General features: G+C 71.6%; 1 protein-coding gene. It reads left to right on the top strand.

Annotation, left to right across the window (positions count from 1 at the left end):
• Positions 1-16,245, top strand: coding sequence for a type I polyketide synthase (locus FXF65_RS45220; RefSeq protein ID WP_148349896.1), 16,245 nt, complete (start codon positions 1-3; stop codon positions 16,243-16,245).
• Positions 16,246-16,371 lie beyond the last annotated feature (126 nt).

The raw sequence follows: 16,371 nt of genomic DNA, 5'->3' as shown, positions 1-16,371 counted from the left end.
ATGCCCGAAAATGACGAAAAACTCCTCACCGCACTGCGAGCATCGCTCAAGGAGACCGAGCGGTTGCGCGCCCAGCAGCGTAAGATCACCGCCGATCGCCATGAGCCGATCGCGATCGTCGGCATGGCATGCCGGTATCCGGGCGGCGTCACGTCCCCGGAAGACCTTTGGACGCTTGTCGCGGACGGAGCGGAAGGGCTCTCGGACTTCCCCGCCGACCGTGGCTGGGACACCGGCCTTTACGACCCCGAGCCGGGCACACCCGGAAAGAGCTACGTCCGGACCGGCGGCTTCCTCCACGACGCCGCGGAATTCGACCCGGCATTCTTTGGCATCAGCCCGAACGAGGCGTGGGTCATGGACCCGCAGCAACGGCTCCTGCTTGAGGTGTCGTGGGAGGCGCTCGAACGCGCCGGAATCGACCCCTCGTCCCTGCGCGGCAGTTCCACCGGCGTTTTCGCGGGGATGATGTACCACGACTACGCGCACAACAGCAGTACCGGCTCGGTCGCGTCCGGACGCATTTCCTACACGCTGGGCTTCGAGGGCCCGGCCGTGACGGTGGACACGGCGTGCTCGTCGTCGCTGGTCGCCTTGCATCTCGCGGTACAGGCACTCCGATCGGGTGAATGCACGCTGGCGCTGGCCGGTGGCGTGGCCGTCATGGCGTCGCCGGAGGCGTTCGTCGAATTCAGCCGCCAGCGCGGCCTGGCGGCCGATGGCCGAGCCAAGTCGTTCGCCGCGGCGGCGGACGGCACATCGTGGGGCGAAGGCGCGGGAATGCTCTTGGTCGAGCGCCTTTCGGACGCCCGCGCCAACGGACACCCGGTGCTCGCCGTCGTGCGCGGTTCGGCGGTCAACCAGGACGGCGCGTCCAATGGCCTGACGGCCCCGAACGGCCCATCGCAGCGGAGGGTGATCCGGCAGGCTCTCGCCAGCGCCAGACTCTCGGCCGACCAGGTCGACACGGTCGAGGCGCACGGCACGGGAACGACGCTGGGCGACCCGATCGAGGCGCAGGCGTTGCTCGCCACCTACGGTCAGGATCGTCCGGGGGATCGGCCGTTGTGGTTGGGGTCGATTAAATCCAACATCGGTCACACGCAGGCCGCCGCCGGAGTCGCCGGGATTATCAAGGTGGTTCAGGCGATGCGGCATGGGCTGCTGCCGAAGACGTTGCACGTGGACGAGCCGACCCCGCACGTCGACTGGTCATCTGGAAATGTTGAGCTGCTGACCGAAGCGCGGAAATGGCCGCAGAACGGTCACCCGCGCCGCGCCGGGATCTCCTCCTTCGGAATCAGCGGGACGAACGCGCATGTGATCGTCGAGCAGGCTCCGGCCGTTGACGAAGAGCAGGCGCCCGCGGTGGAGTTGCCGGTCGTCCCGTGGGCCGTGTCGGCACGGAGCGAGGCCGCGCTGCGCGCCCAGGCCGCTTCCCTGGCCGCGTTCGTCCGCGCCGACGACCGGCTTTCGTCGCTGGACATTGGCCTCTCCCTGGCCACGACGCGCGCCATGTTCGAGCACCGCGCCGTGGTGATCGGCCAGAACCGCGGCGAACTGCTGTCAGGTTTGGATGAACTCGCGCAAGGCGAATCCGGCCGTGCCGCAGTGAGGGGTGTCGCCGCACCGAGGCCGACCGCGTTCTTGTTCTCGGGCCAGGGTTCGCAGCGTCCGGGGATGGGACGCGACTTGTATGCGGCGTTCCCGGTCTTCGCCGACGCCTTCGAGGCGGCCTGCGCCGAACTGGACCGGCACCTGGACCGCCCGCTGAAAGACGTGATCTGGTCTGAGCCTGAACTGCTCGATCAGACGGTCTTCACTCAGACGGGCTTGTTCGCGGTCGAGGTCGCGCTGTTCCGCCTGCTGGAGTCGTGGGGTGTCCGCCCCGATTTCCTGGCCGGTCATTCGATCGGCGAATTGGCAGCCGCCTACGTCGCCGGGATGTTCTCGCTGGAGGACGCCGCCAAACTGGTGGCGGCTCGGGGACGGTTGATGCAGGCGCTCCCGTCCGGTGGAGCGATGGCGGCGATCCAAGCCACCGAGGACGAGGTCGTCCCGCTGCTGGGCGAACAGGTCGGCATTGCCGCGGTCAACGGTCCTCAAGCCGTTGTCGTCTCCGGGGCCGAGGAGGAAGTCGCCCGCGTCGTCGACCACTTCAAGAGGCTCGAACGCAAGACGACCCGCCTCCGGGTTTCGCACGCCTTCCATTCGCCGCTCATGGATCCGATGCTCGACGACTTCCGCCAGGTCGCCGAATCCATCACCTACACGGCCCCCGCAATTCCCGTCGCGGGCGCGCGGCCCGCAGCCGAGTACTGGGTGCGGCACGTCCGCGACGCAGTCCGGTTCCACGACACGCTCACCGGCCTTCATGAGAACGGCGTCGCCCAATTCTTGGAGATCGGTCCCGATGGCGTCCTGGCGGCGATGACGCAGGCCGCTCTCGAACCGTCCGACCAGATCGTCGCCGTGCCGGTGATGAGCGCCAAGCGACCCGAACCCGCCACGCTCCTCACCGCAATCGCCACGCTCCACGTGAACGGCGCCCGGATCGGATGGGACGCCTTCTTCGGCGGCCGAGGCGCCCAGAAGGTGGATCTGCCCACCTACGCATTCCAGCGCGACCGTTTCTGGCTGCACGGCGCGGCGGGCGCAGAGGACGCCGCGTCCCTCGGTCTCGGACGCGCCGAGCATCCGATGCTCGGCGCGGTGATGGCGCTGCCCGAATCAGGTGGACTGGTGCTGACCGGGCGCCTCTCGTCCGACGCGCAGCCCTGGCTCGCCGATCACCGGATGTTCGGCGGCGTGGTCGTGCCGGGCACGGCGCTGCTGGAGCTGGCGATCCACGCGGGCGACCACGTCGGCTGCCCGGTGGTCGAGGAACTGACGTTGCAGGCTCCGCTGGCACTGCCCGAGCAGGGCGGCGTCGCGGTGCAGGTGGTGGTGGAGCCGGGCGACGAGTCGGGACGCCGCGTGGTCGGCGTCTACTCGCAGCCGGACGTGTCCGACCAGGTCTGGGTCCGGCACGCCACGGGCGTGCTCGCCGAGGAAAGCGGCGAACCCGACTCCGACCTCGCCGCATGGCCGCCGGAGAACGCCGAGCCCGTGCCGCTGGACGGGGCCTACGAGGAACTCGCCGCCGCCGGCTACGACTACGGCCCCCTTTTCCAAGGGCTGCGCGCCGTTTGGCGTCGCGGCGCGGAATTGTTCGCCGAAGTCGCCCTTCCGGACGAGGAGGACTACTCGCGCCACGACGCAGCCGCGTTCGGCCTGCACCCTGCTCTGCTCGACGCGGTTCTGCACACCGCTCTCGTCACCGGGGACGGGCAGAGCGACGACGAACTGGTGCTGCCTTTCGCGTGGAATGGCATCCGTCTTTACGCATCGGGCGCGTCCTCCGTCCGGGCGCGTCTCACACCGACCGGCCAGGGCGGGATGGAACTGCTTTTGGCGGACGGGACGGGCCGTCCCGTGCTGGCCGCCGAATCCCTGGTGTCTCGTCCGGTCGCGGCGGACCGGCTTTCCGTGTCCGCGTTCCACGACTCGCTTTATCGGCTCCAGTGGTCTCCGGCGGCGTCCCATCCGGCCGCCGAGCCGTCGTCCCGGGCGAGTTGGGACGACTTGGACGCGGATGCCGACGCCCCCGAGGTCGTGGCGCTGCCGGTCGCCGGTGGCCGGGCCGAGGACACCGCGTCCATCCTGCACGGCGTGCTAGCGGTCGCGCAGGCGTTCCTCGCCGAGGAGCGGTTCGCCGCGTCCCGCCTGGTGGTGGCGACCAGCGGCGCGGTCGCCGTGGACGGCGAGGACGTGCGCGACCTGCCCGGCGCGGCGGTGTGGGGCCTGATCCGCTCCGCCCAGTCGGAGGACCCGGGACGCATCGTGCTGGTCGACAGCGACGACCCGGCGGATCTGACCGCTGCGGTGGCGGCCGCTGCCCAGTCCGACGAGCCGCAACTCGCCCTTCGCGGCGGGGCCGTATTCGTCCCGAGACTGGCGAAGGTCCCGGCCCGCCCGGACGCGGAGCCGGTGTTCCGCACCGAAGGAACGGTGCTGGTCACCGGTGGTACCGGCGGCCTGGGCGCGCTGGTGGCGCGTCACCTGGTGACCGAGCACGGCGTGCGCGGTCTGCTGCTGGTGAGCCGCCGTGGCGCGGACGCGCCGGGCGCCTCCGACCTGCGGGACGAGTTGGCGGGCTTGGGCGCCGCGGTCGAGCTGGCGGCCTGCGACGTGGCCGACCGCGACGCTCTCGCCGGGCTGCTGGCGGGCCGCGACATCTCGGCCGTCGTCCACGCGGCCGGTGTCCTGGACGACGGCGTGATTTCGTCACTGACCCCCGACCGAATGAACGCGGTATTGCGTCCCAAGGCGGATGCGGCCTGGAACCTGCACGAACTCACCCGCGATCTGAACCTGTCGGCATTCGTGCTGTTCTCGTCAGCGGCAGGTGTCCTGGGCTCGCCCGGCCAAGGCAATTACGCGGCGGCCAACGCCTTCCTGGACGGGCTCGCCGCCCATCGCGCGTCGCTGGGCCTGCCCGTCCATTCTCTGGCCTGGGGCCTGTGGGCAGCGGACGGCGACTCGATGGCCGGGCACCTGGACGACGAAGACGTCCGCAGAATGGCCAAGTCCGGAGTACGGGCCCTGACCACCGAGCAGGGCTTGAACCTGCTCGACGTGGCGACTCCTTTGAGCGAACCTTTCCTGATCCCGATCGGGCTCGACACGAAGGCGCTCACGAGTGCCGAAGACGAACTGCCGCACATTCTCCGGGGCCTCGTCGCCACACGCACCCGCAGGGCAGCCGCATCAGGCGGCGGTGAAGCGGACGCACTGCGGCAACGACTGGTCGCATTGCCCGAGGCGGAACGTCCGCCGGTCCTGCTGGAAATCGTGCGCGGCCGGACGGCGCAGGTCCTCGGATTCGACCGACCGGACGACATCGACACCACCCGCGCGTTCCGCGATTTGGGATTCGACTCGCTGTCGGCGGTGGAACTGCGCAACAGGCTGAACCAAGTGACCGGACTGCGGTTGCCAGCGACGCTGGTGTTCGACTATCCGACATCGGTCGTGCTGGCCCGCTATCTGGCCGACGAGGTGATGGGCGCGGCGTCGTCGGCCGGTCGGACGGTCACGGTGCGCGCTCCGGCGGACGACGAGCCGATCGCCATCGTCGGAATGGCCTGCCGCTATCCGGGAGACGCCACCTCGCCGGACGCCCTCTGGAACCTGGTCGCCGACGGCCGCGACGGAATCTCCGGCCTTCCCACCGACCGAGGCTGGGACCTCCAAGAACTGTTCGACCCGGAGCCGGGCCGTCCCGGCAAGACCTACGTGGACAAGGGCGGCTTCCTTTACTCAGCGGCCGGATTCGACGCGGAATTCTTCGGGATCAGCCCGAACGAGGCATGGGTCATGGACCCGCAGCAGCGGCTGCTGCTTGAGGTGTCGTGGGAGGCACTCGAACGCGCCGGAATCGACCCGTCGTCTCTACGGGGCAGTGCGACGGGTGTATTCGCGGGCGTCATGTATCACGACTACGCGCACAACAGCAGCACCGGCTCGGTCGCGTCCGGCCGAATCTCCTACACGCTGGGATTGGAAGGCCCGGCCGTCACCGTGGACACGGCTTGCTCGTCGTCCCTGGTAGCGCTGCACTGGGCGGCGCAGGCGCTGCGGTCGGGTGAATGCTCGCTGGCGCTGGCCGGCGGCGTGGCCGTCATGGCGACGCCGGAGGCTTTCGTCGAATTCAGCCGCCAGCGCGGCCTGGCTCCGGACGGGAAAGCGAAGTCGTTCGCGGCCTCAGCGGACGGGACGTCGTGGAGCGAAGGCGCGGGAATGCTCCTCGTCGAGCGCCTTTCCGACGCTCGTCGCAACGGACACCCGGTGCTCGCCATCGTGCGCGGCACGGCTACCAACCAGGACGGCGCGTCCAACGGCCTGACGGCCCCGAACGGCCCGTCGCAGCGGAGGGTGATCCGGCAGGCATTGGCCAACGCCGGACTGGACACGGCTGACGTTGACGCGGTCGAAGCCCACGGCACAGGAACGACGCTCGGCGACCCGATCGAAGCGCAGGCGTTGCTTGCGACCTACGGTCAGGATCGTCCGGAGGACCGGCCGCTGTGGCTGGGGTCGATCAAATCCAACATCGGTCACACGCAGGCCGCCGCCGGAGTCGCCGCGATCATTAAAATGGTCCAGGCGATGCGGCATGGCGTCCTGCCCAAGACGCTGCACGTGGACGAGCCGACCCCGCACGTCGACTGGTCATCCGGAAATGTTGAACTGCTGACCGAAGCGCGGGAATGGCCGCAGAACGGGCACCCGCGCCGCGCCGGAATCTCCTCGTTCGGAATCAGCGGCACCAATGCCCACGTCATTCTCGAACAGGCCCCGGCCGACGAGACTCCAGACACCGAAACCGACGCCACCGGGCCCTCGGCATGGATCGTGTCCGGCAGGACGGCCGACGCACTGCAAGCGCAGGCGGAAAAGCTGCACGCCTACCTCGAAGGTCGCCCGGAACTCGATCACGCCGATATCGGGCTGTCCCTGGCGACCGCTCGCGCCAGATGGGATCACCGCGCCGTCGTGATCGCCGGTGACCGGGACACCGGTCTGGACGGCCTGACCGCGCTCGCCGCAGGCCAGCCGCATCCCGACGTGCTACGCGGCGTGGCCAGCTCAGGCGGTACGGCTTTCCTGTTCTCCGGCCAGGGCTCGCAGCGTCTCGGTATGGGCCGGGAGTTGTATGAGACGTTCCCGGTGTTCGCCGACGCTTTCGACACCGTCTGCGCCGAACTGGACCAGCACCTGGGCCGGTCGTTGCGTGAGGTCATCTGGTCCGACCCTGAACTGTTGGACCAGACCGCTTTCACTCAGACCGGTCTGTTCGCCATCGAAATCGCCCTGTTCCGGCTTCTGGAATCGTGGGGTGTCCGCCCGGACTTCGTGGCGGGTCACTCGATTGGTGAGCTTGCGGCCGCGCACGTTGCGGGGATGTTCTCGCTGGAGGACGCGGCGAAGCTGGTCGCGGCGCGAGGCCGGTTGATGCAGGCGCTCCCATCCGGGGGAGCGATGGCGGCGATCCAAGCCACCGAGGACGAGATCACTCCGCTGTTGAGCGACGAGGCCGGGCTCGCTGCTGTCAACGGCCCGCAGGCCATCGTCGTCTCTGGCACGGAGAACGAGGTCGCCCGAATCATCGACCATTTCACCGGCCTCGGGCGCAAGGCGACCCGGCTCCGGGTCTCGCACGCCTTCCACTCTCCGCTGATGGATCCGATGCGGGACGAGTTCCGCCAGATCGCCCAGTCCATCACCTACAACACGCCCACCCTTCCCATCGTGGGTGCGAAACCCGACCCCGAGTACTGGGTGCGGCACGTCCGTGACGCCGTCCGGTTCCACGACACCCTCACCCACCTCCACGACAACGGCGTCACCCGATTCCTCGAAATCGGACCCGACGGCATCCTCACCGCAATGGCGCAGAGCAGCATCGATAATGACGCCATCGCGACCGTCCTGCGCAGGGACCGTCCTGAGGCCAAGCAATTGCTGGCGGCCATCGGCCAATTCCACGCGCACGGCATGGACGTCGACTGGCACGAGGTCTTCGCAGGACGCGCCACCCGCCTGGTCGAACTCCCGACCTATGCCTTCCAGCGCCAGGACTATTGGCTTGAGGGTCCGGTGACGTCCGGAGGGGCATCGGGGCTCGGGCAGCTACCCACCGAGCATCCGCTGCTGGGCGCGGCCGTGATGTCCCCGGACGCGGACGGTGTCGTCCTGACGGGACGCCTCGCCCTCGGATCCCGGACGTGGCTGGCCGACCACGAGATATTCGGCGCAATCCTGCTGCCCGGCACGGCACTCGTCGAACTGGCGATCCGCGCGGGCGACCAGGTCGGCTGCGACGTCCTCGAACAGCTCACCTTGGAGTCGCCGCTCGTCCTGCCCGAGAAGGGCGGTGTCGACGTCCAGGTCGTCGTCGGCGCGGCGGACGAGAACGGCGCCCGCCCCGTGAACGTCTACTCCCACCGCGACGACGCGCCCGTCGACATTCCATGGACCAGGAACGCCAGCGGTCTCTTGGGCACGGGAGGCGCGGCACCCGCCCGTGGCGAGGCGGTCTGGCCGCCGGAGCACGCCACCGCACTGGACACCGAAGACGCCTACGAAGTACTGGCCGACCGAGGCTTCGGCTACGGTCGGGCGTTCCAGGGACTGAGGGCGGCCTGGCGGCGCGGCGCCGAACTGTTCGCCGAGGTCGCGCTCCCCGAACACGACCAAGCGGAGGCCGCGTCCTACGGCATCCACCCCGCCCTCTTGGACGCCGCGATGCACGCGATCCTCCTGTCCGGCGGTGAAGGCGACGACAGCGCGGGAGCGCCGCTGCCGTTCGAGTGGAGCAGCGTTCGCCTCCACGCGGCCGGTGCGTCCACGATCAGGGTCAGGATCGCCCCGGCGGGTCCCGACGCGGTGAGCCTGCTGCTCACCGACGAAACGGGTCAGCCCGTCCTGTCCGTGGGGTCGTTGCTGTCGCGGCAGGTTTCCCCGTCGCAATTGCACGTCCCCGAGGACGGAAACGACGCGCTGTTCACCATCACGTGGACCGCGAAGCCGATCGGCGAAACCCAACCCGACGCGCACGTCGCGGTACTCGGATCCGACCGGCTCGGGCTCCCCACCGACGTCCCGACTTTCGCGGACGTGGCGGCGCTGGCAGCTCAACAGACAGTCCCGGAAACCGTTGTCTGGGCGGCGTCCCAGGCTGCCACGGACGACGTACCCGGCAGCGTCCGCGAGACCGCCCACGAGGGGCTGCGAATCGTCCAGGAATGGCTGGACGAGGTGCGCCTTGAAGCGTCCCGCCTGCTGATAGTGACCCGGAACGCGGCCGTCACCGCGGACAGCGAGTACCCGACCGACCTGGCCGGGGCGGCACTCCGCGGCCTCATTCGCACCGCCCAGAACGAGAACCCCGACCGCTTCGTCCTCGTCGACTTGGACACGGAAAGCACGCCGGAAACACTCTCGGCCCTGGCCCGCTCCGGCGAACCGGAACTGGCCGTACGCGGCAACGAGATCCGCGTCCCACGCCTGACCAGAAAACAGGGCAAAACCGCCCCAGCCCACACCTGGAACCCGGACGGAACCGTTCTGATCACCGGCGGCGTGGGTGGGCTCGGCTCGCTGGTGGCGCGGCACCTGGTGTCCGCGCACGGCGTCCGGCGACTCGTCCTGACCAGCCGCCGCGGCCTGGACGCCCCCGGCGCGCGGGAACTGCGCGCCGACCTGGCGAACCTCGGCGCGGACGTCGAGATCGCGGCCTGCGACGTCGCGGACCGCGACGCGGTCGCCGCGCTCCTCACCCCCGTGCGGCGACCGCTGACCGCCGTGATCCACACGGCGGGCGTCCTGGACGACGGTGTGGTCTCCGCGCTGACCCCGGAGCGGATGGACACCGTCCTCGCGCCGAAGTCCGACGGCTCCTGGCACCTGCACGAGCTGATCCGCGACCTCGGCCTGGACCGGGAGCTGGACGCGTTCGTGCTGTTCTCGTCCGTCGCGGGCATCCTCGGCGGCGCGGGGCAGGGCAACTATGCGCTGGCGAACGCCTTCCAGGACGCCCTCGCCGAGCATCGCCGCGCCCTCGGCCTCCCGGTCGTGTCGTTGGCGTGGGGGCCGTGGGCCGAGGCCGGCGGCATGGCGGACGGTCTAGACGACGCCGGAGTGGAGCGCCTGCGCCGCTCCGGAATGCCGCCCCTGTCCGCCGACGAAGGGCTGGCGCTGCTCGACGACGCGCTGGCGGCCGACGATGCGGTGCTGGCGCCCGTCCGACTCGACATCCCTCTCCTGCGCTCGTTCGCGAGTTCGGGCGGCGTTCCGGCGATCCTGCACGGTCTGACCGGGGCGCCCGCCCGGCAGGCCGCGCGGTCCGGGGGCGCGGCGTCGCTGCGCCGCCGCCTCGCCGGGCTGCCGGAGGCGGAGCGGGACCGGGCCGTCCTCGACCTCGTCCGCACGCACGTCGCCGCCGTCCTCGGCCACGAGGACGCCCGCTCGGTCGACCCGGAGAAGGCGTTCAGCGAGCTCGGGTTCAGCTCGCTGACGGCGGTGGAGCTGCGGAACCTGCTCACCGCCGCGACCGGCCTCCGGCTGCCCGCCACGCTCGTGTTCGACCATCCCAACGCGCAGGCCGTCACGCTGCACGTCCTGGACGAACTGCTCGGCGCGGCCGACGACACCGCCGTCCCGGCCGCCCGGACGGCGGCGCCGTCCGACGACGACCCGATCGTGATCGTCGGGATGGGCTGCCGGTATCCGGGAGGCGTCGCCTCCCCGGACGACCTGTGGCGGATGGTCGCGGGCGGCGTCGACACGGTCGCGGAGTTCCCCCGCGACCGCGGCTGGGACGTGGACGGCATCTACGACCCGGAGCCGGGGAAGCCGGGCCGGTCAATCACCCGCGAGGGCGGGTTCCTCTACGACGCGGGCGACTTCGACGCGGACTTCTTCGGGATCTCGCCGCGCGAGGCCATCGAAACCGACCCGCAGCACCGGCTGCTGCTGGAGACGGCGTGGGAGGCGGTGGAGAGCGCTGGCATCGACCCCATGTCGCTCCGCCGCACGGCGACCGGCGTGTACGCCGGGGTGATGTACAACGACTACGCGGGCGGCGGCAGCGGCGGCAGCATCGCGTCGGGCCGCGTCTCCTACACGCTCGGCCTGGAGGGACCGGCGGTCAGCGTCGACACGGCGTGCTCGTCCTCGCTGGTGGCGCTGCACCTCGCGGCGCAGGCGCTGCGGTCGGGGGAGTGCTCGCTGGCGCTCGCCGGGGGCGTCACCGTGATGTCCACTCCGGTCACGTTCGTCGAGTTCAGCAGGCAGCGGGGCCTCGCCGCGGACGGGCGCAGCAAGTCGTTCGCCGCCGCCGCCGACGGGACCGGCTGGGGCGAGGGCGCGGGCATGATCCTGCTGGAACGGCTGTCGGACGCCCGCCGCAACGGCCATCCGGTGCTCGCCGTGGTGCGCGGCACCGCGACCAACCAGGACGGCGCCTCCAACGGGCTGACCGCGCCGAACGGGCCGTCGCAGCGCCGCGTGATCGGGCAGGCGCTCGCCAACGCGGGCCTGACCACCGCGGACGTGGACGTCGTCGAGGCGCACGGCACCGGCACGAGGCTCGGCGACCCGATCGAGGCGCAGGCGCTCCTCGCGACCTACGGACAGGGCCGTCCGGACGACCGCCCGCTGTGGCTCGGCTCGATCAAGTCGAACATCGGTCACACGCAGGCCGCCGCCGGGGTCGCGGGAATCATCAAGATGGTCCAGGCGATGCGGCACGGACTGATGCCGAAGACCCTGCACGTGGACGAGCCCACCCCGCACGTCGACTGGACGGCTGGTCGCGTCGAACTCCTGACCGAGGCGCGGGAATGGGAGCGGAACGGCCATCCGCGCCGCGCCGGGATCTCGTCCTTCGGGATCAGCGGCACGAACGCGCACATCATCCTCGAACAGCCCGACCACACCGACCACACCGAGCACGCCGAACCCGAAGACACGGAGCCGGACGTCGTCCCGTGGGTGGTGACGGCCCGCACTCCCGAGGCGCTGCGCGCCCAGGCCGGTCGCGTCGCCGAAGCCGTCCGTTCCGGCGAGGATCTGAACGCCGCCGACGTCGGAAACTCCCTGGCGACGTCCCGGACGGTGTTCGACCACCGCGCGGTCGTCCTGGCGGACGACACGGAGTCCGGGCTGCGCGGCCTCGACGCGATCGCCGCGGGCACCGCCGACGCGGCCGTCGTCAGCGGCACCGGACGCGGCGGCGCTCGCCCCGTCCTGGTCTTCCCGGGCCAGGGCTCGCAGTGGACGGGCATGGCGGTCGAACTCCTCGACTCCTCGCCCGCGTTCGCCGACAGGCTCGGCGAATGCGCCCGCGCCCTGGCGCCCTTCGTCGACTTCGACCTGTTCGAGGTCCTGCGCGGCGACGGGACGGCCCTCGAACGGGTCGACGTCGTCCAGCCGGTCCTGTGGGCCGTGATGGTGGCGCTCGCCGAGACGTGGCGCGCGTTCGGCGTCGAGCCGGGCGCCGTGGTCGGCCACTCGCAGGGCGAGATCGCGGCGGCCTGCGTGGCGGGCGCGCTGTCCCTGGACGACGCGGCGCGCGTCGTCGCCGTCCGCAGCCGGATCATCGGCGAGGACCTCGCCGGACAGGGCGGGATGCTGTCGGTCGCGCTGTCCGCCGAGCAGGCCGCCGGGCGGCTCGCCGGATGGGACGGACGCCTCGAACTCGCCGTCGTCAACGGCCCCACCTCGGTCGTCGTCGCCGGAGAGGTCGACGCGCTCGCCGAGTTCAAGGGGGCGCTGGAGGGGGACGGCGTCCGCGTCCGCCTCATCCCGGTCGACTACGCCTCCCACTCGATGTTCGTCGAAGGCGTCCGCGACAGGATCCTCGCGGAACTCGACGGCCTGTCGCCCCGGACGTCCCGGATCGCGTTCTGCTCGACGGTGACCGGCGGGTTCGCCGACACCGCCGTCCTCGACGCGGAGTACTGGTACACGAACCTGCGCCGGACCGTCCGGTTCGAGGAGGCGACCCGCGCGCTGCTCGACGACGGTTTCACCACGTTCATCGAATGCAGCCCCCACCCCGGCCTGCTGGTCGGGCTGGAGGAGACGCTGCAGTCGGCGGGCGTGACCGGCGTGACGGCCGGGTCGCTGCGGCGCGGCGAAGGCGGCCTCGGCCGCTTCACGGCGTCCGTCGCCGAGGTGTTCGCGGGCGGTGCGGACGTCGACTGGTCCGCCGCGTTCGCCGGGCGCCGTCCCCGGCACGTCGACCTGCCGACCTACGCCTTCCAGCGCGCCCGCTACTGGGTCGGCGCGACGGCGGTGGCGGGCGACGCCACGTCCCTCGGCCTGGACCTGCCCGGACACCCGCTGCTCGGCGCGGTCGTCCCCGCCCCCGGATCGGACGGTGTGACGCTCACCGGCCGCCTGTCGGTCAGCGCGCAGCCGTGGCTCGCCGACCACGCCGTGTCCGGGGTGGTGCTCTTCCCCGGGACCGGGTTCGTGGAACTGGCCGTCCGCGCCGGAGACCATGTCGGCTGCGGACACGTCGAGGAACTCACCCTGGAGGCGCCGCTCGTCCTGCCGGAGGACGGCGGGGCGTCCGTGCAGGTAGTTGTCGGCGCGGCCGAGGAGCCGGGCGGCGGCGCTCGGTCCTTGGAGATCTACTCGCGCGCGGGGACTGACGCGCCTTGGGTCCGGCACGCGACCGGCACGCTGGCAGCCGTCGCGACGCCGCAGGGCCCGGGGCTGGAGCAGTGGCCGCCGCCGGGCGCGTCGGAGGTCGACGTCACCGGACTGTACGAGGGGCTGGCGCTGGCGGGGCTGGAGTACGGCCCGGTGTTCCAGGGCCTGACGGCCGCGTGGCGGCGCGACGGCGAGGTCTTCGCCGAGGTCGCGCTCCCGGAGGAGGTGGCGGCGGACGACTTCGGCCTCCACCCCGCGCTGCTGGACGCCGCCCTTCACGCGGTCGCCCTCAGCGACGCCGTGACCAGCGGGAATGGCGTGCTGTTGCCCTTCGCGTGGACGGGCGTGGACCTGTTCGCCTCCGGTGCCGCGAAGCTCCGCGTGCGGGTCACGCCGTCCGGTCCGGGCGTGGTCGCGCTGACGGTGGCCGACGGGACCGGGGAGCCGGTCGCGTCGGTCGCGTCGCTGGCCCTGCGGGAGATCACCGCTGGGCAGCTCTCCGCGGCGGCAGGGTCGCCGTTCCACGAGTCGCTGTTCCAGTTGGAATGGAGCCCAGTGCCGGCGGCGCCGTCCGTCCCCGCCGTGGAATGGACGGACTGGGACGCGCTCGCCCCTGACGGCGACGTCCCCGGCGTGGTCGTCCTGCCCGTGACCGGCGGCGCGGACCCCGGCTCGGTGCGGACGGCCGTGAACCGCGTCCTCGCGGCGGCCCGGTCGTGGTTCGACGATGACCGGTTCCTCGGCGGGCGGCTCGTGGTCGTCACGTCCGGCGCGGTGTCCGTGGACGGCGAGGACGTCACCGACCTCGCGGGCGCGGCCGTGTGGGGGCTGATCAGGTCGGCGCAGTCGGAAGATCCGGGACGGATCGTCCTCGCCGACGTCCCCTACACCGGTGACGTCGAAGCGGTGTTGCCCGCGCTGGCGGCGGCGGGCTGGGAGCCCCAGGTCGCTTTGCGGGACGGCGCGGTCCGCGCGGCCCGCCTCGCCAAGGTCCCCGCCGACCCGGCTGAGCCGGAAGCGGCGGAGTTCCCCGGGACGGTCCTGGTGACCGGCGCGCTGGGTGCGCTGGGTTCGGTGGTAGCGCGGCATCTGGTGGTCGAGCGTGGCGCACGGAGTCTGTTGCTGACCAGCCGCCGTGGTGCGGACGCGCCGGGTGCGGCGGAGTTGCGCGCCGAGCTGTCCGAGTTGGGCGCGGAGGTGGAGCTGGCGGCCTGCGACATGGCTGACCGCGACGCCGTGGCCGCTCTGCTGGAGGGCCGCTCGCTGTCGGGTGTCGTTCACGTGGCCGGTGTCCTGGACGACGGCGTGATCACCTCGCTCACGCCCGAGCGCGTGGACACGGTGCTGCGTCCCAAGGTCGACGCGGCCTGGAACCTGCACGAACTGACCCGCGACATGGACCTGGCGGCGTTCGTCCTGTTCTCGTCGGCGGCCGGTGTGCTCGGCACGCCCGGCCAGGGCAACTACGCCGCAGCCAACGCCTACCTCGACGCGCTGGCGGCGCACCGCCGGGCGAACGGCCTGCCCGCGCAGTCCCTGGCCTGGGGCCTGTGGGGGACGAACGACAGCGGCATGGCCGGACGCCTCGACGAGGGCGGCATGCAGCGCGTCAACCGCTCCGGCGTCGAGGCGCTCCCCACCGAGGACGGCCTCACCCTGTTCGACACCGCGGGCGCGCTGGACGCCGCGGCGCTCGTCCCGATCCGGCTGGACCTGCGGGCCCTCGCCGCCGCGACCGGCGACGAGACGCCCCCGATCCTGCGCGGGCTGGTGCCGAGGACGCGCCGCAGCGCGTCGGCGGCGGGCGGCCGGGCCGACGCCGACGCGCTCCGCCGCCGCCTCGCCGCCCTCCCGGCGGACGAGCGCGAGGGCGAACTGCGGACGCTGGTGCTGACCCACGCCGCCGGGATCCTCGGACACGCCGGCCCGGACGCCGTCGACCCCGAACGCGACTTCCTCGAAGCGGGCTTCGACTCGCTCACCGCGATGGAGTTGCGAAACGGGCTCAACGCCGCCACCGGACTGCGGCTCCCCGCGATGGCCGTGTTCGACTCGAAGAACCCGGGCGAGCTGGCCCGCTACGTCCACTCGCAGCTCGCCGGTCACCTCGACGGCACCGCCGAAACCGGCGGAACACCGGCCGCCGAGTCCGGCGGGGACACGCTCAGCGACCTGTTCCGCTCGGCCGTCCTGGCGGGGAACTCGATGCAGGGGTTCGTCCTGCTCAGCGCGGTCGCGGACATCCGTCCGAGGTTCGGCGGGATCGCCGACCTCCCGGAGGTGCCCGCGCCGGTCGTCCTCGCGGACGGGCCCGAGCGCCCGCGCCTGATCTGCGTGTCCACGCCGATGGTGGTGGGCGGCGTCCACCAGCACGCCCGGCTGGTCTCGCACCTGGGCGGGGACCGGCACGTGTCCGCGCTCCCGCTGCCCGGCTTCGCGCCGGGCGAGAGCCTGGCGAAGTCGCTGGCGGCCCTGACCGAGGTGGTCACGGAGAGCGTGCTGCGCGCCGCGGACGGGGAGCCGTTCGTCCTGCTCGGCTACTCCTCGGGCGGGCTCATCGCACACGCCGTCGCGCGCCGCCTGGAGACGGCCAAGGACGTCGTGCCGGACGGCGTCGTCCTGCTCGACACCTTCCAGCCCCGGGACAAGGCCATGACGGCCGGACGCGAGCCGCTCGCGATGGCGATGCTGGAAATGGAACCGGCGTTCGGACGGTTCGACAGCGCCCGGCTGTCCGCGATGGGCCATTACACGAAGCTGCTCATCCAGTTCACGCCGAAAGCGCTGCGGGCGCCGGTGCTGTTCGTCCAGGCCGCCGAGTCGTTCATCACCGCGGGCGGCGGAGAGGAGCAGCTCGCGAAGCCCTGGGATTCCGCGCACGTCCTCGAAACGGCGCCAGGAAATCACTTCTCGATGGTGCAGGACGAGGCGGAGAGCACCGCCGCGATCGTGAACGAGTGGATCCGCACATTGCACTGAAGCCCGTCCCCGCGCGCCGCGGATAGGGGGTCGGAGGGGTCGGTTCAGGGGGGATTGCCTGGGCCGGCCGCCACTAGTGTCGAGTTGGACTGCCGCCGGTCCGGGGGACCGTCCTGCGGCGGGCAA

Source organism: Actinomadura syzygii (genome assembly GCF_008085905.1).
In the GTDB taxonomy this organism is placed as follows: domain Bacteria; phylum Actinomycetota; class Actinomycetes; order Streptosporangiales; family Streptosporangiaceae; genus Spirillospora; species Spirillospora syzygii.
The sequence above is the reverse complement of the archived record's forward strand: the minus strand, read 5'-3'. Positions and strand labels throughout refer to the sequence as shown.